Below are 20,639 nucleotides of genomic sequence, written 5' to 3'. Positions count from 1 at the left end.
CGCCGAGAGCGGCCATGGCTCAAAGCGGCATCGGCCGCGAGGCGCCCACGCCAGGGCCGGTGCCCGGTGCCGACGGCAAGCCGGAGCGCGGCGGTGCAGGGCGCGAACCATCACCCGCGCGGCGCTGGAACATGCCCCGCAAGGTGATGCCCACCACGGCCAGCCCCGCCAGCGCGGCCGCAGCAAAGGCCAGCCAGGCCTTGCCCGGCAGGCCATCGCTCAACAGCGTGTAGGTGTCGGGCACCGGCACCGTCACACTGATCACGCCCGCGGGCTTGCCTGCCACGTAGCCGAAGCCGCCGCCGCCATTGAACTGGTTGTTCACGCGCAAGAACTCCGGGGCCTTGGCGGCCGAGTCGTGGCACTTGAGGCAGCTTTTCTGGGCCACCACGGCGCGTGCGTACAGCAGGCGGCCGCCCTCTACCTTCCAGTATTCCAGCGGCTCGCCCGCGGCCGGGGCCGTGGCCTGGGTGCTTGTCTGTCCATTGGCCTGCTTCGCTGGCTGGTGCGCCGCGGCACGTGCAGCACTGGCCGGCGTCTGGCGCTCTGCCGAGGCCTGCATGGCCGTGAGCGCCTCCAGCTCGAAGGCATTGGGCGCGTTGCTCTCGTTGAGCACCGTGCGCGCCGTCAGGCGGTATTGGGCCTTGCTGCCGGCCGCCAGCAGCACGTCGGACAGTTCCCGCTGCACCAGCGCAGGGTTCTTCCAGTGGTAGGCCTCTACGCGCTGCATCACGTCCTTCTCGGACAGCTTCACAGCAGCCTTGTCATCGGAGCGCGCGCCCTGCAGGAAGGCGGCGTCATCGCCACTCATGGCGTACACCGAACGGGTCAGGAAGGTGCCCGGCAGGCTGGCGGCGGCGCCTTCGGTGCGCACATGCACCCCGCCGTATTGCGAGGCCCAGCGGCCCACGTTCTCGGCCACGTCGGCCACCGTGCGGCCTTCACTCACCGTGCGGGAGATCACCAGGGCCTCGGCAGCCCACCAGGCACCGGTGCCCAGCGCCAACACCAGGATCGCGGACAGCAATAAAACCAGAAATCCAGACAGGCGCGGCACAGAAAACCTTTCGGAGACCGCTGGCGCATGCCGCAAGGCTTCAACAACGGAGGGTGAATCTCATCTGGCAAGAATTATCTCCGTCCATCTGCCCATAATTGAGGACAAATGTCTCCACCCCCCACAGACCGGGGGATACCCTTAATCGCGCCCTGTCAAACGCTGGCCATTGGCTTGCCAAGCTGCACTGCACCAGCCGGCTGCCACGTCGGATCAAAGGCCAGTGGGCCCTGCGGAAACAGCAGGACCACGGTCGAGCCGAGCAGGAAACGCCCCATCTCTTCGCCCTGGCGGAGCACGATCTGCTGATCGTCATATCGCCATTCGCGCACCTCGCGCGTGCGCGGCGGGTTGACCACGCCGTGCCAGGTGGTGGCCATGCTGCCGACGATGGTTGCGCCCACGAGCGTCAGCACGAAGGGTCCCCGGGGGCCCTCGAACACACACACCACGCGCTCGTTGCGCGCGAACAGGCCGGGCACACCGCGCGCCGTGGCCGGGTTCACCGAGAACAGCTCGCCCGGCACATAGATCATGCGCAGCAGGCGGCCATCGCAGGGCATGTGGATGCGGTGGTAATCGCGGGGGCTGAGGTAGATGGTGGCGAAGCTGCCATTCTCGAACTGCCTGGCCAGCGTGCTGTCGCCACCCACCAGGGCGGTGGTGCTGTAGCTGTGGCCCTTGGCCTGGAAGATCTGGTCGCGTTCGATGCGGCCGAACTGGCTGATGGCGCCATCGACCGGGCAAACCAGGTCGGCCTGCGCGATCGGCCGCGCCCCCGCCTTCAAGGGCCGCGTGAAGAACTCATTGAAGGTGGGGTAGACGGTGATGTCCGGGTTGGCCGCCTCGGCCATGTTCACGCTGTAACGTTTGACGAACCAGCGGATCACCGCCGTGGTCAGTGCCCCGCCCTTGGCGGATGCGGCCTTGCCCGCCAGGGCCGTCAGGGCCTGCTTGGGCAGGACGTATTGCGACAGCACGAAAAGACGGTCAGACACAGGCACACCCCGGTTGTTTGGCGAAGGGCGCCATTCTAGCTAGGGGGCAGTGGCCCTGTAGGCAGCGAAGCGATCAACGAGGAAGTCGATGAACACGCGCACCTTGGCCGACAGATGGTGGCGCTGCGGGTACAAGGCATGGATGTCGGCCGAGACGTCGGCCCAGTCGGGCAGCACCTGCCGCAACTGGCCCGCCTGTAACATCGGGGCAATGTCCCATTCCGAGCGCAGCAGGATGCCGTGGCCGGCCACGGCCCAGTCCACCGCCACCTCGCCGTGGTTGGTGCTGAGCGGACCGCGCACCTTCACCAGGGTCTGCTGGTGCCCGTCCGACAGTTGCCAGTTGTTGAAGGCGCTGGTGTTCTCGCGGATGACGATGCACTGGTGCCCGGCCAGATCGCGCGGCGTGGCGGGCTCGCCATGCTGGACCAGGTAGCCCGGCGCCGCGCACAGCAGCCGCCGATTGGTCACGATCTTGCGCGCCAGCACGCGCCGGTCTGGCGGCTCTCCGAAGCGGATGCCGATGTCCATGGCGTGGGCGGTGAGGTCCAGCGGCTTGTCGGTGAGCTCGAGCAGCACCTCGACCTCCGGGTAGCGCCACGCGAAATCAGAAATGGCTGGCGCCAGGTGGCGGCGCCCGAAGCCGAAGGTCGCATTGATGCGCAACAGGCCGCGTGGCTGCTCGCGGCTGGCGACCAGCGAGCGCTCCAGCGTGTCGATCTCGCGCAGGATGCGGCCGCCCTCTTCCAGGTAGCGCTCGCCCTCGGGGGTGAGGCTCAGGCGCCGGGTGGTGCGGTGGAACAGCCGCACGCCCAGGCGCTTTTCCAGCGCGGCGAGGCGGCGGCTGACCGCCGGCGGTGTGACGCCCAGTTCGGGCGCGGCCGAGGCCAGGCTGGGGTGGCGTGCCAGAACCGCGAAGAAGACCAGGTCGGGTGTGTTGCTCATCGGACAGCGCAGCCCACATGAATTATTGCACTTAAGTTAATAATAAAATGATTTCGTCACCATTGATGAAATACAGGTCATCAATGATCATCGCATCCATGTTGCCCTTGTCCGTGATGTCGATAGCGCACCTTCTGCCCGCCCTGGCCCTGGGTGCCCTGCTGGGCTTTTTTGGGGGGCTGTTTGGCATTGGCGGAGGCATCATCGCCATCCCTTTGCTGGTGCTGGCCTATGGCATGGACCAGCCCATGGCTCAGGGCACTGCTCTGGTGATGATGGTGCCCAACCTGCTGATCGGCTGGTGGCGCTATACCCGGCACGAGCCCGTGCCCTGGCAGCGGGCACTCGCCCTGGGTCTGGTTGCCACGGCCACCACATGGGCCGTGGCGCACCTGGCCACGCGCATGCCGCCGCACTGGCTTCGGCAACTTTTCAGCTTGTTTCTCCTGAGCCTGTCGGTGCACCTGCTGCACCAGCAAAGGCGCGCGCGCCGGGCAAAGATCGGGGCAACGCCCCCGGCCGACCCCACGCACGCGGTGTCCAACGCACGCCTACCGCAGCGCTACGTGCCTCTGGTGGGCCTGGTTGGTGGCAGCAGCATGGGCCTTCTGGGCATAGGGGGCGGCCTGGTGGCCACCCCCATCTTCACCGGCCTGTTCGGCCAACGCCAGACCATGGCGCAAAGCTTTGCCCTGGCCCTGGTGGCCCCCAGCTCGGTGATCGCCCTGAGCACCTACGCCACCGCCCATCAGGTGGACTGGTCCATGGGCCTGCCCCTGGCCTTGGCCGGCATGTTCACCGTATCGGCCGGGGTCGCGCTGGCGCAGCGTCTGCCCGAACAACGCCTGCGTGCGGCGTTTGCCTGGATGCTGCTGATCACCTCGCTGTGGCTGCTGGCGGGGCCCACCGGCAGATAGGCCCCGGACGCTCCAGCATCAGGAGGGATCGAACACGTTGCACTGGTGGCTCTGCCGAAACTCAGCTGTGCCGAGCACGGAGTTGCCACTGCTTCGGATGTTCAGGATGCTGTCGCGCTGGCTGCTGAATGCGGGCCATGAGGGCAAATGCGGCCCGTTGGGATTGCCCGTCGCGGCGAAGCGGCCCCAGTAGCCGATCAGTTGATCCGAAAGCTGCTTCTGGGCCTTGTTCCAGAACAGCATGGGCCAGGTCTGCTTGCTGCTCTGGAACAGAAAGATCAGCTCTGCCCCATGCAGCGAGCCCAGGCGCATCAGGGGATCCTGAAACAGGAAAGGCAGACCCGTTTCCGAAAACTCATAGGTGTAGGTCGGCACCTGACGGGAGAAGGCCTGAGTTTCCTGCAATGAGTCGCATGAGAAGAAGTAGTCGGTCAGCAGCGCGCTGAAGGCACGGTCGAGGGATCCATAGGCCTGTGCGGCGTAGGTGCTGCGCAGTTGGGCAGCCCGGCTGGTATCGCTGCCTGCGATCTGCCCGATGTAGAACTCGACATCCGCCTGGCGTATGGTCCTGAAAGCCGCCAGGTGGTACTCGGTCCCGACGAACAGATCACCCTCGTCGCGGGTGGTGCCGATCATCATGGGCACACGGTGGAAGCGCCCTTGCCGAACCTGCTGGCCTGGATCCTCAAGCAACGTGACGCCATCGCGCACCGGGGCCCATCGGACCTCCACATCCTTGACCTCATTGCCATTGGGCACAGAGGCCTTCAGCACCTCGGCAGCAGGCTTGTCGCGCAGGCAGGCCAGTTGGCCTGGCCCGTTCGGACAACCCAGTTGGACACCCAGCCTGGCCGACTGCGCCGCCATCGCTTCAGGCGGCGTCGAGGTCAACAGGCCGCAGGTGCCACTCTGCATGATGGCGCGCTGGAACAGTCCCTGCGATTGAGGCGACACCGTGTGCAGGCACACGCTGGCACCACCGGCCGAATGGCCGAACAGCGTCACGCGCGACGCGTCGCCACCGAACTGGCCGATCTGGGACTGCACCCAGCGCAGCGCGGCCTGCTGGTCCTGCAGTCCCAGATTGGAGGATTGGTGCTGCGCTGCCAGCTCCGGCGCCCGGAAGAAGCCGAAGGCGCCCAGGCGGTAGTTGATCGAGACCACGACCGCGCGCGCCTTGCGGGCCAACTGGACCATGTCGTAGTCGGCCGCGGCTCCGGACAGGAAGGCCCCGCCGTGGATCCACACCATCACGGGCAACTTCTCGCCGCCGATGTCGTCAGGCACATGGACATTGAGGTAGAGGCAGTCCTCGTTGACCGACTTGGGCGACAGAAAGCTCAAGGGCTGGGCACAGCGGTCGCGAAACGCCCGGCCATCGCGAGTGCCGCTCCAGTCTGCTGGCGGCTGGGGCGATTGCCAGCGCAACTCGCCGACGGGGGGCGCAGCGTAAGGGACGCCCAGGTAGGCGCGCACGCCATCGGCCAGCTTGCCGCTGAGCTCGCCCTGGCTGATTTGGACCTTCGGTGGCGCTGGGGTGAAGCGCGTTGCCTGGGCCGAGGTCATCAGGAGCGCGCCCAGGGCGCAGGAGGCGGCGAACCGGATCGACCGCCGTGTCCATGGATGAGTCATGTGGTGTCCTTGCGTTTGTCCGGGGTGATGGGGCCCGTGTCACATCGCGGGCCAATCTAGGTGGCTCTGACGCGGTGGCCCACCGGCATCGGACAGAGCGCGTGAACATCGGAGCAGGCCGCCTGGCAGCGTGCCTGAGTGGCGTATGTACATGCCACCACCAACCCCGCCCGCATTCCGCTCGGGCCACGCTGCGGTTCAGGCCGCCGATCCGCGTTTCACACCACCCCGCCTGTCCGGATCCCCGAGGCATGCGTTAGGCTCGCCCGATCGGACTCACGACGCAGTTTCCATGCTCCGGCTCGCGGTACATCCCCCTCCCCATGCGCCCTACCCACCACGGCTGACCTGGCCAAGCTTCGGGCTGCGGCAACTGGCCTTCAACCAGGTCATCGGCAACCTGGGCGCCATCTCCCTCATGACCATCGAGATGATGTACTCGCACGAGGCTGCAACGCACGGCGGGCTGTACTTCTTCATCTGGATGCAACTCATCGTGCTGTGCGGGCTGCTGATCAATGGCACGTGTGGGCTGCTGATCATGCGAGCAGGCTGGCGGCGCCTGCCCGACGCGCAGACCCGCTACGAGCAGCACGGGCTGTTCAAGGCCTTGCAACCCAAGGCGGTGGCAAGCCTGGTACTGGGCATGGCCCTGTGCCCGCTGCTGAGCTCATGGGTGGCTCAACAGGCGTTCGCCGGCATACAGACCTCCGCTTGGGGCACGGCCCATCTGGCACAGGTGCGGCCCACAGCCTCTCTCGCCCTGCTCAACATGCTCTTCGGCGTGACGGCGTCCTACTTCTTCGAGTACCTGCACGACCGCTGGACCCACCGCGAAGCGCGTGAGCGCCGGGCACACCAGCTCACCACCGAGGCGCAACTGCAACTGCTGCGCGCCCAGTTGGATCCCCACATGCTGTTCAACACGCTGTCCAATGTCTGCGGCCTCATCGATGAAAGCCCGAGCCAGGCCCATGCCATGCTGCTGCACCTGATCGGCTTCCTGCGGTCGACACTCGACGGCAGCCGCGCTCCGCAGCACGCGCTGGAGGCCGAGTTCAGACTCGCCTCGGATTACCTGGCGCTGATGCAGATCCGCATGGGAGAACGCTTGCGCACCACGCTGAGCCTGCCCGAACCCCTTCGAGGCATGCCCGTCCCGGCCATGCTGCTGCAACCCCTGATCGAAAATGCCATCAAGCATGGCCTGGAACCACGCCGGCAAGGGGGCGAGCTGAGCGTGGCAGCCACGCAAGAAGCAGATCATCTGGTGCTGCGAGTGCGCAACTCCGGCACCCGCGCACACCAGCAGCCAGAGGCCTTCAGTCCAGGTGGCTTCGGCCTGCACAACGTGAAGGACCGGCTGGCCATGCTGTGCGGGCCTGGCGAGCATGTCGAACTCGCCCACCTCGATGAGCAGGACGCCACCGAGGTCACAGTGCGGCTGCCCCTCCCACTGAAAGCAGGTGCATGAAAGCGCCCCCCCCAACAGCCTTGATCGCAGAGGATGAGCCAGTGCTCGCCAGGGTCCTGTCCAGGGAGTTGGCCAGGCTGTGGCCTAGCCTTCAGATCAAGGCCATCGTGCATGACGGTGAGGCCGCCATCGAAGCGGCCCGACAGCACCTGCCCGACATCCTCTTCATGGACATCCAGATGCCCGAGCGCAACGGGCTGGATGCCGTGGAAGACATCATCGATGACTGGCCCACCGACCGTGCCGCGCCGCTGGTCGTGTTCGTGACCGCCTTCGACCGTTTCGCCATCGATGCCTTCGAGCGCGCAGCGATGGACTATGTCCTCAAGCCTGTGGAGCCCCAGCGACTCACGCTGACGTGCGAGCGCCTGAAATCGCGCCTGCTGGAGCGCCAGGGCAATGACGCGGTGGCCCACGCACCTTGGCACGCGCTGCGACGCCCGCCATCACAGGAGCCGCCCCTCACGATGATCCAGGCCGGGATCGGCAGCACCCTGCACATGATCGCCACCGCCGACATCCATTATCTGGAGGCCGACAGCAAGTACGTGCGCGTCGTAACGCAAGACCGATCCCTGTTGATCCGCACGCCCTTGCGCGAACTGATGCCCCGCCTGGATGAACGCCAGTTCACCCAGATCCACCGCAGCATCGTGGTGTGCACGCCCCTGATCGACAAGGTCGTGCGGGAAGACGCGGGCAAGATCTACCTGCACCTGAAAGGCCGCAGCGAGCGCCTGATCGTCAGCCGCAGCTACGCCCACCTGTTCAAGCCCATGTAAAGGGCGCCAGCTTCGTGGATTGACCTGATTTCCCAGCATCGCGGCACAAGGCGCCACGGGGTGTGCACGGTTCTTGCTGCACACAGAACTGTATACAGTTTTACCCCCCGGAGCCTTTCGACATGACCGTGATGAAGTCCACCCGCCGCGCCCTGCTCAGCACTGCTCTTTCTGCCACCGCACTGACTTTGGGCATCGCAAGCCCAACATTGGTGCGCGCCGACACCCCCATCAAGTTCCAGCTGGATTGGCGTTTCGAAGGCCCCTCCGCCCTGTTCCTGCAACCTGCCGCCAAAGGCTATTTCAAACAGGCCGGCCTCGATGTGACCATCGACGCCGGCAACGGCTCGGGCGGCACCGTCACCCGCGTGGCCTCGGGCACCTACGACATGGGCTTCGCCGACCTGGCCGCCCTGATGGAGTTCCACGCCAACAACCCCGACGTGCCCAACAAGCCCGTGGCCATCATGATGGTCTACAACAACACGCCGGCCGCCGCCTTCGCACTGAAGAAGTCGGGCATCAAGACCCCGGCCGATCTGGTGGGCAAGAAGCTGGGCGCACCGGTGTTCGATTCGGGCCGCAAATCGTGGCCGATTTTCGCCAAGGCGAACAAACTTGGTGCAGTGACCTGGATCAGCATGGACCCGCCGCTGCGTGAAACCATGTTGGTGCGTGGCGATGTCGACGTCATCACCGGCTTCACCTTCACCTCGCTGCTGAACCTGGAAGCCCGCGGCGCGAAGGCCGAGGATGTGGTGGTGCTGCCCTACGCCCAGTACGGCGTGAAGCTCTACGGCAACGTGATCATCGCCTCGCCCAAGTTCCTGAAGGAGAACCCCGAAGCCGCCAAAGCCTTCCTGAAGGCCTTCGCCAAGGGCGCCAAGGACGTGCTGGCCAACCCCGATGCCTCCATCGACAGCGTCAAGGCCCGCGACGGCATCATCAACGTGAAGCTGGAACAGCGCCGCCTGAAGATGGCCCTGGACCAGGTCGTCAACAGCCCGGATGCCCGCGCCGAAGGCTTCGGCCAGGTCAAGCTGCCTCGCCTGTCGCTGATGGCCTCGCAGGTGGGTGACGCCTTCGCCACCAAGACCCGCGTCAACCCAGAAGCGGTCTGGACACCGGCTTACCTGCCCTCGGCTGCCGACCTGAACGTGCTGCCCAAGAAGTGATCAGCGACTTGAATCACAACAACAAAGATCCCCGCTGAACATCCATGCGCAACACGAACAAGGTTCCCCAGCCATGAGCACCTTCGTCGATTTCCAGAACGTCTGGCTGGCCTACAACGATGAGTTGATGGCCAAGGGCCAGTTCGCCGTCGAGGACATCAGCCTGAAGATCCGCGAGGGCGAGTTCATCGCCATCGTCGGCCCTTCGGGCTGTGGCAAGTCCACCTTCATGAAGCTGACCACCGGCCTGAAGATGCCGTCCAAGGGACACATCCTCATCGATGGCAAGCATGTGAGCGGCCCACTCAAGATCACCGGCATGGCCTTCCAGGCCCCGTCGCTGCTGCCCTGGCGCACCGTCGTCAGCAACGTGATGCTGCCGCTGGAGATCGTCGAGCCTTATCGCTCGAACTTCAAGGCCAAGCGCAAGGAGTACGAAGCCAAGGCGCGCGCGCTGCTGCAGAGCGTGGGCCTGGGCGGCTACGAGGACAAGTTCCCGTGGCAGCTCTCGGGCGGCATGCAGCAACGCGCCAGCATCTGCCGTGCGTTGGTGCACGAGCCCAAGATGCTGCTGCTCGACGAGCCCTTCGGCGCGCTCGATGCGTTCACGCGTGAAGAGCTGTGGTGCGCCCTGCGCGACCTGCAGGCCGTGCAGAAGTTCAATGTGATCCTGGTGACGCACGACCTGCGCGAAGCCGTGTTCCTGGCCGACACGGTGTACGTGATGAGCCGCAGCCCCGGCCGCATCGTGGCGCAGCGCGAGATCGAGCTGCCCCGTCCGCGCGATCTGGAGGTGACCTACGCCCCCGAGTTCACCGCCATCGTGCATGAACTGCGCGGCCACATCGGCGCGCTGCGCAAGCCCACCAACCTCGCTGCTCCCTCCAGCACCACGGACATCGCGCAATGAAGTTCAGTCAAAAACAAATGGAGCGCTGGTCTCCCTGGGTCCTGCTGGCCATCGTGCTGCTGGTGTGGCAGTTCATCTGCGTGGCCTTCGATGTGCCCGAATACCTGTTCCCCAGCCCCAGCCGCATCGCACAGCAGATGGTCGAGTTCCATGAAGAGCTGACGCGGCACGCCTGGCGCACCTTCTGGGTCACGATGGTGGGCTTCGGCATCGCCATCGTGGTGGGCGTGCTGCTGGGCTTCCTGATCGGCAGCTCACGCGCGGCCTATGCGGCCGTCTACCCCTTGATGACGGCCTTCAACGCGCTGCCCAAGGCGGCCTTCATCCCCATCCTGGTGGTGTGGCTGGGCATCGGCGTGGGCCCTGCGGTGCTCACGGCCTTCCTGATCAGCTTCTTCCCGATCACGGTGAACATCGCCACCGGCCTGGCCACGCTGGAGCCCGAGCTCGAAGACGTGCTGCGCGTGCTGGGTGCCAAGCGCTGGGACGTGCTGGTCAAGGTGGGCCTGCCGCGCTCCATGCCTTACTTCTACGGCTCGCTCAAGGTGGCGATCACGCTGGCCTTCGTCGGCACCACGGTGTCGGAGATGACCGCCGCCAACGAAGGCATCGGCTACCTGCTGATCAGCGCCGGCTCATCCATGCAGATGGCGCTGGCCTTCGCCGGCCTGGTCATCGTGGGCGCCATGGCCATGGTCATGTACGAGCTGTTCTCCGTCATCGAGAAGCGCACCACCGCCTGGGCCCACCGTGGCAGCCAGGGACATTGAAATCGACACGTCAGATTCTTCAGAAAGTTTGACCAGGATCAGCAAACTGGCCCGCCGTTTGCATTGATCAACAGGCAAGAGTAGAAGCGTTCACCAGTGGCACCTCCCCGGTGCCATTGACCGGAAATTGCTCTTGAGATGGATCCCGTTCCTGCCGCCTCACCGCGGCAGGAACCCCATGTCAAGACACGCAGTTTTCGCCATGAACGCCTTGTCCTTCGTTCCGCCCCCACCCGCGACACGGGAGCCTCATTGACCATGAAGTGCCTCGTCGTGTTCGCCCACCCCGATCCGCACAGCTTCAACGCCGCGCTGCACCAGGCCGCGGTGGACACGTTGCGTGCGGCCGGCCACGAGGTGCGTGATCTGGACCTGTACGCGATGGGCTTCAACCCGGTGATGGGTGCCAGCGAAAAGGCCACCTACATGGGCGACACGCAGGTGAACGTCGAGGCGCTCGACGTCCATGTCGAGCCGCTGCAGTGGGCCGAGGCCCTGGTCGTGGTCTATCCCACCTGGATGTACGGCCCGCCCGCCATCCTCAAGGGCTGGCTGGACCGCGTGATGCTGCCCGGCGTGGCCTTCCGCCTGGGCGGACACCGGTTTCGGCCCATCCGCGGCTGCCTGGACAACATCCGCCACTTCGTCGGCATCACCACCTCGGGCTCGCCCTGGTGGTGGCTGCGCGTGATCGGCGACCCGGGCCGCAGCCTGTTCATGCGCGGCCTGCGCCCCCTGTTCGCCCGCCGCTGCCGTGCCCAATGGCTGCAACTGCATTCGATGAACTACGCCACGCGTGAGCAGCGCCACCGCTTCCGGACCCGGGTTCAAACGAGCCTGGGCCGGCTGTCCTGAGCGCATTTGAACCATTTCGCCCTTCACTTCACACCCCGACCTCACCCCACTGGAGCCTTGACGATGATCCGACGCACCAACCTGTCGCTGAGCAAGTTCAACAAGCTGGCCCTGTCCGCCGCGGCCTCGGCCGCCATGCTGGCCAGCGCCCTGCCCGCGCAGGCCGCCGACAAGTTCACCTTCCTGACCAACTGGTATGCGCAGGCCGAGCATGGCGGCTTCTACCAGGCCCAGGCCACCGGCCTGTACGGCAAGGCGGGCCTGGACGTGACCATCAAGATGGGCGGCCCGCAAGTGAACCTGATGCAGTTGCTGGTGGCTGGTCAGGCCGATTGCATCATGGGTTACGACGTGCAGACCATCAAGGCCTGGGAGCAGGGCATCCCCGCCGTCACCGTGGCCGCGGCCTTCCAGAAGGACCCGGCCGTGATCATCGCCCACCCGCATGTCAAGAAGTTCGAAGAGCTCAAGGGCAAGACCATCCTGGTGGGCAGCGCGGGCCTGGTCACCTACTGGCCCTGGGTCAAGAGCAAGTACGGCTTCACCGACAGCCAGGTGCGCCCCTACACCTTCAACATCCAGCCCTTCCTGGCCGACAAGGACATCGCCCAGCAAGGCTACCTGGCCTCCGAGCCCTACAGCATCGAGAAGGAAGGCAAGATCAAGCCGAGCGTGTTCCTGCTGTCCGACCTGGGTTGGCCCCCGTACGCCACCACCGTGGTCTGCACGGCCGACACCGTCAAGAAAAAGCCCAAGATCGTGGCCGCCTTCGTCAAGGCCTCGATGGAGGGCTGGAAGAGCTACCTGAGTGCCGATCCGGCACCGGGCAATGCGCTCATCAAGAAGGACAACCCCAACATGACGGACGACCTCATCGCCAACGGCATCGCCAAGATGAAGTCCGAGGGCATGGTCCTGGGCGGCGACGCCGCCCAGTTGGGCATCGGCGTGCTGACCGACGAACGCATGAAGAAGACCTTCGACATGATGGTGGCCAACAAGCTGGTGGACCCGGCCAAGGTCGATGTGAAGAAGACCTACACCACCCAGTTCGTCAAGGATCTCAAGGTCATGCCCTGACCCTGTCCATCCACGGAGCACAGCACCATGCACAGCCTGCCCATCATCGACTTGAGTCAGACCGAAGGCCTGGCCGAGCGCATCGACCAGGCCTGCCGAGACCGCGGGTTCTTCTACCTCGTCGGCCATGGCGTGGACCCGGCCTTGCGCGCGGCCGTGTTCGACGCGGCGCAGCGCTTCTTCGCACTGAGCGAGGCGGAGAAGGCCCGCTGGCACATCGAGCGCAGCGGCATCCACCGCGGCTTCGATCCCATCGGCTGGCAGGCGCTCGAGCCCGGCCAGCCGGGCGATCTGAAGGAGAGCTTCTACCTTGGCGTGGACCGAGGCGCCGATGACCCGCTGGTGAAAGCCGGCACGCCCAACCAGGGCCCCAACCAGTGGCCCGATGAAGCGCTGGTGCCAGGCTTCAGGCAGGCGGTGCAGGCCTATGAACAGGCGCTCAATGGCCTGTCGCACCGGCTGCTCTCGCTGATGGCGGCGGGCCTGCGGCTGGCCCCTGATCACTTCGAGGCCTACCTGCATGACCCGATGCCGGTGTTGCGCCTGCTGCACTACCCCGAGCAGCCCCCATCGGAGGCGCTGCTGCCGGGCCAGCTGGGCTGCGGCGCGCACACCGACTGGGGCAGCGTGACCCTGCTGGCCCAGGACGATGCCGGTGGCCTGCAGGTGCAGGCGGCCGATGGCAGCTGGTTCGACGCGCCGCCCGTGGAAGGCAGCTTCGTGGTCAACCTGGGCGACATGATGGCCCGCTGGACCAACGACCGCTACCGCTCCACGCCACACCGCGTGTTCAACCCGCAGGGACGAGAGCGCTACTCCATCGCCTACTTCTTCGACATCGATTACCACGCCGAGGTCAGCGCCCTGCCCGGCTGCTTCGACGACGCCGATCCACCCCGCTACCCGCCCACCACGGCGGGCCAGCACATCATCGAGATGTATGAACGCACCCGTGCCAGCCATTGAAGTCCTGTCGGCCGAACAGGTCTACCCCAACGGCACCCGCGCGCTGACGCCGGTGTCGCTCAGCATCCAGCCTGGCGAATTCGTGACCCTGCTGGGGCCCTCGGGCTGCGGCAAGAGCACCTTGCTCAAGATGGTCGCGGGCCTGCTGGAGCCCAGCGACGGCCGCATCCTGCTCTCGCGCAAGCCCGTGCAGGATGCCAACGCCGAGCACGAGCTGTCCTTCGTGTTCCAGGAGGCCACCTTGATGCCCTGGTCCACGGTGGAGGCCAACGTGCGCCTGCCGCTGGACCTGGCCGGCGTGCCCAAGGCCGAATCCACGCCGCGCGTGGCCCAGGCGCTGGAGATGGTCGGCCTGGGCGCCTTCGGCAAGCACCGTCCGCGCGAGCTGTCGGGCGGCATGCAGATGCGCGTGTCCATCGCACGCGGCCTGGTCACCCAGCCCCGGCTGCTGCTGATGGACGAGCCCTTCGGCGCGCTCGACGAGTTCACGCGCAACAAGCTGGACGCCGACCTGCTGGCACTGTGGCGCCGCCAGGGGCTCACCGTGGTGTTCGTCACGCACAGCATCAGCGAGGCCGTGTTCCTGTCCACCCGCGTGATCGTGATGGCGGCCCGCCCTGGCCGCATCGTCGAGGACATCGCCATCGATCCCGGCATCCCCCGCGATGACGACTACCGCACCAGCCCGCGTTTCAACGAGCTGGTGCGCCACCTGCAGCACAGCCTGTCGGAGGCCCACGCATGAGCAGCGCATCGATCACCTCGTCCCACACCCCTGTCAGGACATCCCCCATGGCAACGCCCCCCACCGCCCCCACGGCCACGCGCAAGCCCAGGCACACGCCGCTGCTCCAGCAGGAGGCCGCCCGCCAGTGGCTGCTGCCGCTGCTGGTGGCCGCCCTGCTGCTGGGCGCGTGGCAGGGCTGGACGGTCGTGGCCCAGGTGCCCGCCTACCTGGTGCCTTCGCCCTGGGCGATTGCCACCACGCTGGTGGCCGACTGGGGCCTGCTGAGCGGCGCCCTGTGGGTCACCGTCAAGATCACGGTGCTGGCCTTTCTGGGGTCGGTCGTGGTGGGCTCGCTGGTGGCCTTCGCCTTCGTGCAGAGCCGCTGGATCGAATCGGCGTTCTTCCCGTATGCCGTGCTGCTGCAGGTGACGCCGGTGGTGGCCATCGCTCCGCTCATCATCATCTGGGTGAAGGACCCGACCGCCTCGCTGGTGGTGTGCGCCACCCTGGTCGCGCTGTTCCCCATCATCAGCAACACCACGGTGGGCCTGCGCAGCGTGAACCCCGGCCTGGCGTCCTACTTCAAGCTGCAGCGCGCCTCGCGCTGGCAGACCCTGGTGCGCCTGCGCATTCCCTCGGCCCTGCCCTACTTCTTCGCGGGCCTGCGCATCTCGGGCGGCCTGGCACTGATCGGCGCAGTGGTGGCCGAGTTCGTGGCCGGCACCGGCGGCACGGGCACGGGCCTGGCCTACCAGATCCTGCAATCGGGCTACCAGCTCAACATCCCGCGCATGTTCGCCGCCCTGGTGCTGATCTCGCTGACCGGCGTGGCCGTGTTCGCCGTGCTGTCGGCACTGTCGCGCTGGGCGCTGGGCGGCTGGCACGAGAGCGAGATGAACCGCTGACCCATTCTTCCCCCCTTATGACGACCTCCACCTCCCTGCTGATCCGCCACGCCCAAGGCATCCTCACCGGCCTGCCTGGCGATGCCATGCGCCACGACGTGGCCGTGCACGGTGCCGACATCCGCGTCGCCGACGGCCTGATCGAGGCCATCGGCACACTCGAGCCCCGCCCCGGCGAGCGTGTGATCGACGCCAGCCGCAGCCTGGTCATGCCCGGCTGGGTCAACACCCACCACCACCTGTTCCAGAGCCTGCTCAAGGGCATTCCGGCCGGCATCGATGAAGGGCTGATGGGCTGGCTCAGCGCCGTGCCCGTGGCCTACCGCCGCCACTTCGATCATGACGAGGTGATGCGCCTGGCCGCACGGCTGGGCATGGTCGAGCTGCTGCTGTCGGGCTGCACCACCGTGGCCGACCACCAGTACCACTACTACCCGGGCATGCCCTTCGACGCCTCGGCCGCGGTGTTCGACGAGGCCGAGGCCCTGGGCCTGCGCTTCGTGCTGTGCCGGGGCGGCCAGACCATCGTGCGCACCATCGATGTGAACCCGCCGCCCCAGGTGCGCCCCGAAACGCTGGAGCAGTTCTTCACCAGCGTGGAGCGCGATGTGCACCGCTACCACCAGGCGGGCCCGCGCCCCATGCGCCAGGTGGTAAGTGCCCCCACCACCCCGACCTGGTCGGTGGCCGTGGACCACCTCAAGCCCATGGCACAAGAGGCTCGCCGGCTGGGCATCCGCCTTCACAGCCACCTCAGTGAAACGCAGGACTACGTCACCTTCTGCCGCGAGGTGCATGGCTGCTCGCCGGTGGAGTTCGTCGGCCGCCATGGCTGGCTGGGCGAGGACGTCTGGTACGCCCACCTGGTGCACCTCACTCCTGACGAAATCCGCACCCTGGCAGAAACAGGCACGGGCATGGCCCACTGCCCGCAGAGCAATGGCCGCCTGGGCTCGGGCGTGGCCCCGGCCCCTGAGCTGATGCGCGCTGGCGGGCGCGTCTCGCTGGCCGTGGACGGCGCGGCCTCTAACGAGGCGGCCGACATGTTCCACGAGGCGCACACGGCCTGGATGGTGCACCGTGCGGTGAAGGGCCCCCGCGCCCTGAGCACGGACGAGGTGATCCGCATTGGCACGGCAGGCGGTGCCCAGGTGCTGGGCATGGACGGTGTGGGCACATTGGCACCGGGCCAGGCGGCCGACCTGGTGGTGCTGCCATTGAACGAGCCGCGCCAGTGGGGCCTGCACGACCCGGCCGTGGCCCCGGTGGCCTGTGGCGCAGCCCGGCCCAGCCATGTGCTGTGTGCGGGCCGGTTGGTCGTTGATGACGGCGCGATCCCCGGCCTGGACCTGGAGCGCCTGCATGCCGATGCGGACGAAGCTGTGCACCACATGCGCCGCGCCATGGCCTAAAACCCTCACATGCTCATGCCATCAGTCCCTTACACCGCAATCGGCACGGGACGACTGGCGCGTCCACACCAACAGGCGCACAGTGAAGCCATGGACGACGCTCCCATGCCGTTCATGTCTTCCCACAGATGACAAAGGAGCTTTATCATGAACAAGGACCAAGTGAAGGGCCGCGTGCACCAAGCCGTCGGCAAGGCCAAGGAAGTCGCCGGTGATGCCACCGACAACTCCAAACTGCAAGCCAAGGGCGTGGCCCAGCAGGCCCGTGGCAAGTCTCAGGCGAACTATGGCGACGCGAAGAACTCCGTCGCCAAGAAGATCGACCGTTGACGGAGCGAGGCGATGCGAGACCACCTTGTGAACCAGGGCGTTTTCGCCGCCCCGCCCAACCCGCCGGATGCGCCGCCGCACCCTAACCCGGTGCACGGCACACCGCCCATGACGGATCCGGAAGATACCCCGACTCCTTTGCACAGACCCTCTGATGGAGAGCCGGTGCAGGAACCGGTCGAGCCGGATACCCTCTGAGGTGTGACGTTTGCGACGCGCCCCGCAGGCCACCGCCCTGGCGTGGTGACCTTCAGGCCCGCTGAGGAACTGCTTTCGAGCAGCGCCCCGGCGGGCCTCCTCACGTCTGCTTCAAGAACAGATGCCATTGATGCGGTGTGCGCCTCAGGCAGGTTTCGCCTTGTCGTTGGTCTCGGGCGGCGCCACCTTGTCCGGCTCGTCCGGCACCGACAGGTGCGATGTGCATTGAGGACAGCGGCAAGCCTTGGCCGGGATGATGCTGCGGCAGTAAGGGCACTTCTTTTCGGTCGGCTCACCCGGTGGCGCCGGCGGCTCCTTGAAGTGCGCATCCATCTTCGCTTCGGCCTGGCTCATCAGCCGGCTCACCACGAACATGGCCAGCCCCACCAGGATGAACGCCAGCATGGCATTGATGAACATGCCGTAGTTCAGCGTGACCGCCCCCGCCGCCTTGGCCTGGGCCAGCGTGAGGTAGGGCTCACCGACCGTCGGCCCGGGCCGAAGCACCAGGAAAAAATCCTTGAAATCGGTGCGGCCCATCAGCAGCCCCACCGGGGGCATGATGATGTCGTCGACCATGCTGCGAGCGATGGTCGTGAAGGCCGCGCCCACCGTGAAGCCCACGGCCAGATCCACCAGATTGCCGCGTGTCACGAACTTGCGAAAGTCTCTCCAAAATTGCATGGCGATGTCATGAAAGCAAATGTCATGGCATTGCACCGCCTTTGTTCCCGTGCCGCTGTCGGCCTTGGCCGATGCGCGATGTAGGCATCGGCCGGCACCCCTTCCCATGTTCAGACCATTGAAGTCACCATGAGCACCTACCCCGCCTTGCCCCCGTTGAGCCCGTCTCAGATCGTCAAACACCTGCACCGTGCCAACGAGGTCGCGCGCCGCGCCATGGGCCTGGGTCGCCATCCCTTTGGCGCCATTCTGGTCGGGCCCGATGGCGAGACCGTGCTGGCCGAACAGGGCAATGTCGACACCGTCAACCATGCTGAATCGGTGCTCGCCCGCACGGCAGCGTTGAACTTCAGCCCCGAGGTGCTGTGGCAATGCACGCTGGTGACCACGGCCGAGCCCTGCGTGATGTGCGCCGGCACGCAGTACTGGGCCAACATCGGCCGCGTGGTCTATGGCATGACCGAGCACCGCCTGCTGGAGCTCACCGGCAACGCCGACGAGAACCCCACCATGAGCCTGCCTTGCCGCGACGTGTTCGCCCGCGGCCAGAAGCCCATCGAGGTGATCGGCCCGGTGCCCGAGGTGGAAGAGGCCATGGCCGCCTTGCACAAGGGCTTCTGGCCCTCTTGAGCCCGCCGTCCTGATTCCTGATCGGGAATCCCCATCGTGCGCGGGGGGCGGCGGGCACGGCACAATCGATTCGCATGAAGAACCCCGCGCCCTACACCCCCCTCATTCGCCTGTACCAACAGTGGCTCGAGCAGCGCCATGGCCTGGCCTTCGACAACTACGATGCGCTGTGGCGCTGGTCCGTCACGGACCAGGAGGCGTTCTGGATGAGCCTGTGGGAGCACGATGCGATCGACTCGCCCGTGCCACCCACCGTGGCCCTGGCCAATGCCAGCATGCCGGGGGCCCAGTGGTTCCCGGGCACGCAGGTGAACTATGCGCAGCGTGTGCTGCGCCACGCCGACGCAGCCCACCGCGCAGGCCATCCGGCCATCATCAGCGACAACGAACTGGGCGAGGCGCGCGAGCTGTCGTGGCCCGAACTGAAGCGCCAGGTGGCGTCCTTCGCGCTGACCTTGCGCGAGATGGGCGTGGGCAGGGGCGACCGCGTGGCCGCCTACCTGCCCAACGTGCCCGAGACCATCGTGGCTTTTCTGGCCTGCGCCAGCATCGGCGCCATCTGGAGCGTGTGCGCGCCCGACATGGGCACCCAGGCCGTGACGGACCGATTCCAGCAGATCGCGCCGCGCGTGCTGATCGCAGCAGACGGGGTCTACTACGCGGGCAAGTCCATCGACCGCGCCGACACGGTCACCGCCCTGCGCACCTCGCTGCCCAGCGTTGAAAAACTCATCGTGCTGCAGCTGGGCCATTCGCGCGGCGTGCGCGAGGCCGACCTCACCTTCGCGCAGGCCACCGCCCGTGATGACCAGGCCGTGCGCGACTTCGAGCCCGAATGGCTGCCCTTCGACCAGCCGCTGTGGGTGGTCTACTCCAGCGGCACCACCGGCCTGCCCAAGCCATTGGTGCATGGCCATGGCGGCATCATCATGATCGTCGCGGCCATCGGCAAGCACAACGACATCGGCCCGAGCTACGCGGCCAACAGCTTCGGTGAGCGCTTCCACTGGTACAGCTCGACGGGCTGGATCATGTGGAACACGCAGCTCAGCGGCCTGCTCGACGGCGCCACCATCTGCCTGTTCGATGGCAGCCCGGGCGGCAGCAAGGAAGCCCCCGACTGGACCGTGCTGTGGCGCTTCGCGGCTCGCCACAAGGTCACCTACTTCGGCGCCGGCGCGGCCTTCTATGCCAACTGCATGAAGGCCGGCATCGACCTGCCTGCCTGTGGCGACCTGACGCGCATCCGCGCGCTGGGCTCCACCGGCTCGCCCCTGTCCGAAGACGTGCAGCGCTGGGGCACCGAGCAGTTCGAGCGCATCGGCACCCCCGGCATCTGGTGGAACAACCTGTCGGGCGGCACCGATTTCGCCGGCATCTTCGTGGGCGGCCACCGCGAACTGCCCAACGAGCCCGGCGTGCTGCAATGCCGCCAGATCGGCCATGCGGTGGAGGCCTGGAACGAGCAGGGCCAGTCCGTGGTCGGCGAGGTGGGCGAGCTGGTCTGCACCAAGCCCGTGCCATCCATGCCCCTGTTCTTCTGGGGCGACCAGGGCAACGCGCGCTACCTGTCGAGCTACTTCGATGTCTACCCCGGCGTGTGGCGCCACGGAGACTGGATCAAGGTCAATGAAGACGGCGGCTGTGTGATCTTCGGCCGCAGCGATGCCACCATCAACCGCCATGGCCTGCGCATGGGCACCAGCGAAATCTACGCGGCGGTGGAAGCACTGCCCGAGGTGCTTGACTCGATGGTGATCGACCTGGAATACCTGGGCCGGCCCAGCCGCATGGTGCTGTTCGTGGTGCTGCGCGAAGGCTTCACGCTCGATGCCACGCTCACCGCGCGCATCCAGGGCGCCATCAAGACGGCCCTGTCGCCCCGCTTCATCCCCGACGACATCCTGCAGGCGCCCGAAGTCCCGCGCACGCTGTCGGGCAAGAAGCAGGAGGTGCCGATCAAGAAGCTCTTCCTGGGCCAGCCGATCGACAAGGTCGTCAACCGCGATGCCATGGCCAATGCGCATTGCCTGTCCTGGTATGTGGAACAGGCCGCAGCCCCGCAGGCTTGAGAAAGCGGACAAGGTGTTGCATCGCCGCCGCGCGAAACGTTGCCTATTCCCGATTTGACGAGGTCAGGCGAGAAGTCGTAACTCATCGGGTTGTTACTTGCGTTTCAAACTCTGGTTTCA

20 protein-coding genes are annotated in these 20,639 nt (G+C 66.3%); 15 read left to right on the top strand and 5 right to left on the bottom strand.

The features are described 5' to 3' along the window. Positions 1-19: 19 nt before the first annotated feature. The 3 genes from EIP75_RS12090 to EIP75_RS12080 form a co-directional block, all read right to left on the bottom strand. Positions 20-1,027 carry a c-type heme family protein gene (locus EIP75_RS12090; RefSeq protein WP_125243515.1) on the bottom strand — a complete coding sequence of 336 codons (1,008 nt, stop codon included), beginning with the start codon at positions 1,025-1,027 and terminating at the stop codon, positions 20-22. A gap of 185 nt (positions 1,028-1,212) precedes the next feature. Continuing rightward, positions 1,213-2,055 carry an archaetidylserine decarboxylase gene (asd, locus tag EIP75_RS12085; protein ID WP_125243514.1) on the bottom strand — a complete coding sequence of 281 codons (843 nt, stop codon included), beginning with the start codon at positions 2,053-2,055 and terminating at the stop codon, positions 1,213-1,215. A 39-nt stretch (positions 2,056-2,094) separates the two neighbouring features. After that, positions 2,095-3,000: a LysR family transcriptional regulator gene (locus EIP75_RS12080; protein WP_125243513.1), complete on the bottom strand. Its 906-nt coding sequence runs from the start codon at positions 2,998-3,000 to the stop codon at positions 2,095-2,097. 83 nt (positions 3,001-3,083) lie between these two features. Here EIP75_RS12080 and EIP75_RS12075 point away from each other — a divergent pair, with 83 nt between their 5' ends. Continuing rightward, positions 3,084-3,917 carry a sulfite exporter TauE/SafE family protein gene (locus EIP75_RS12075; RefSeq protein ID WP_233584821.1) on the top strand — a complete coding sequence of 278 codons (834 nt, stop codon included), beginning with the start codon at positions 3,084-3,086 and terminating at the stop codon, positions 3,915-3,917. Between the two features lie 18 nt (positions 3,918-3,935). Here EIP75_RS12075 and EIP75_RS12070 read toward each other — a convergent pair whose 3' ends face one another. After that, on the bottom strand, positions 3,936-5,549 hold the full coding sequence (locus EIP75_RS12070) for a carboxylesterase/lipase family protein (RefSeq protein ID WP_125243512.1): 1,614 nt from the start codon (positions 5,547-5,549) through the stop codon (positions 3,936-3,938). Positions 5,550-5,841: 292 nt separating this feature from the next. Between EIP75_RS12070 and EIP75_RS12065 the strand changes: the two genes are divergently transcribed. The 12 genes from EIP75_RS12065 (at position 5,842) to EIP75_RS12010 (ending at position 16,935) form a co-directional block, all read left to right on the top strand. Then, positions 5,842-7,023 (top strand): sensor histidine kinase, encoded by a 1,182-nt coding sequence (locus EIP75_RS12065; protein ID WP_233584820.1) that lies wholly within the window; start codon positions 5,842-5,844, stop codon positions 7,021-7,023. Then, a complete protein-coding gene (locus tag EIP75_RS12060; protein ID WP_125243511.1) occupies positions 7,020-7,805 on the top strand; it encodes a LytR/AlgR family response regulator transcription factor in 786 nt (261 codons plus the stop codon). The genes EIP75_RS12065 and EIP75_RS12060 overlap by 4 nt, the downstream gene beginning before the upstream one ends. A gap of 122 nt (positions 7,806-7,927) precedes the next feature. Then, complete coding sequence (locus EIP75_RS12055; RefSeq protein ID WP_233584819.1) at positions 7,928-8,980, top strand: ABC transporter substrate-binding protein; 1,053 nt, start codon at positions 7,928-7,930, stop codon at positions 8,978-8,980. A gap of 73 nt (positions 8,981-9,053) precedes the next feature. Continuing rightward, on the top strand, positions 9,054-9,890 hold the full coding sequence (locus tag EIP75_RS12050) for an ABC transporter ATP-binding protein (protein ID WP_125243510.1): 837 nt from the start codon (positions 9,054-9,056) through the stop codon (positions 9,888-9,890). Continuing rightward, on the top strand, positions 9,887-10,660 hold the full coding sequence (locus tag EIP75_RS12045; protein WP_125243509.1) for an ABC transporter permease: 774 nt from the start codon (positions 9,887-9,889) through the stop codon (positions 10,658-10,660). Before EIP75_RS12050 ends, EIP75_RS12045 begins: the two co-directional genes overlap by 4 nt. Positions 10,661-10,918: 258 nt before the next feature. Continuing rightward, positions 10,919-11,515 (top strand): NAD(P)H-dependent oxidoreductase, encoded by a 597-nt coding sequence (locus tag EIP75_RS12040; RefSeq protein ID WP_125243508.1) that lies wholly within the window; start codon positions 10,919-10,921, stop codon positions 11,513-11,515. A 63-nt stretch (positions 11,516-11,578) separates the two neighbouring features. Further along, positions 11,579-12,595 carry an ABC transporter substrate-binding protein gene (locus EIP75_RS12035; RefSeq protein WP_125243507.1) on the top strand — a complete coding sequence of 339 codons (1,017 nt, stop codon included), beginning with the start codon at positions 11,579-11,581 and terminating at the stop codon, positions 12,593-12,595. A gap of 27 nt (positions 12,596-12,622) precedes the next feature. Further along, positions 12,623-13,561 carry an isopenicillin N synthase family dioxygenase gene (locus EIP75_RS12030; RefSeq protein ID WP_125243506.1) on the top strand — a complete coding sequence of 313 codons (939 nt, stop codon included), beginning with the start codon at positions 12,623-12,625 and terminating at the stop codon, positions 13,559-13,561. Then, complete coding sequence (locus EIP75_RS12025) at positions 13,536-14,306, top strand: ABC transporter ATP-binding protein (protein ID WP_125243505.1); 771 nt, start codon at positions 13,536-13,538, stop codon at positions 14,304-14,306. The genes EIP75_RS12030 and EIP75_RS12025 overlap by 26 nt, the downstream gene beginning before the upstream one ends. 47 nt (positions 14,307-14,353) lie before the next feature. Continuing rightward, positions 14,354-15,193 carry an ABC transporter permease gene (locus tag EIP75_RS12020; RefSeq protein ID WP_125243504.1) on the top strand — a complete coding sequence of 280 codons (840 nt, stop codon included), beginning with the start codon at positions 14,354-14,356 and terminating at the stop codon, positions 15,191-15,193. Between the two features lie 17 nt (positions 15,194-15,210). Next, on the top strand, positions 15,211-16,605 hold the full coding sequence (locus EIP75_RS12015; RefSeq protein ID WP_125243503.1) for an amidohydrolase family protein: 1,395 nt from the start codon (positions 15,211-15,213) through the stop codon (positions 16,603-16,605). A gap of 147 nt (positions 16,606-16,752) precedes the next feature. Next, positions 16,753-16,935 (top strand): CsbD family protein, encoded by a 183-nt coding sequence (locus tag EIP75_RS12010; RefSeq protein ID WP_125243502.1) that lies wholly within the window; start codon positions 16,753-16,755, stop codon positions 16,933-16,935. Positions 16,936-17,277: 342 nt separating this feature from the next. Here EIP75_RS12010 and mscL read toward each other — a convergent pair whose 3' ends face one another. Then, positions 17,278-17,817 carry a large conductance mechanosensitive channel protein MscL gene (mscL, locus tag EIP75_RS12005; RefSeq protein ID WP_125243501.1) on the bottom strand — a complete coding sequence of 180 codons (540 nt, stop codon included), beginning with the start codon at positions 17,815-17,817 and terminating at the stop codon, positions 17,278-17,280. A 129-nt stretch (positions 17,818-17,946) separates the two neighbouring features. On the opposite strand from mscL, the gene EIP75_RS12000 reads away from it, so the two are divergent. Beyond that, positions 17,947-18,447 carry a nucleoside deaminase gene (locus EIP75_RS12000; protein ID WP_199758569.1) on the top strand — a complete coding sequence of 167 codons (501 nt, stop codon included), beginning with the start codon at positions 17,947-17,949 and terminating at the stop codon, positions 18,445-18,447. 74 nt (positions 18,448-18,521) lie between these two features. Continuing rightward, complete coding sequence (locus EIP75_RS11995; RefSeq protein WP_125243500.1) at positions 18,522-20,519, top strand: acetoacetate--CoA ligase; 1,998 nt, start codon at positions 18,522-18,524, stop codon at positions 20,517-20,519. Positions 20,520-20,639 lie beyond the last annotated feature (120 nt).

The organism is Aquabacterium soli (genome assembly GCF_003933735.1).
GTDB classification, from domain to species: Bacteria; Pseudomonadota; Gammaproteobacteria; order Burkholderiales; family Burkholderiaceae_C; genus Aquabacterium; species Aquabacterium soli.
This window is presented reverse-complemented; position numbering and strand designations above follow the sequence as displayed.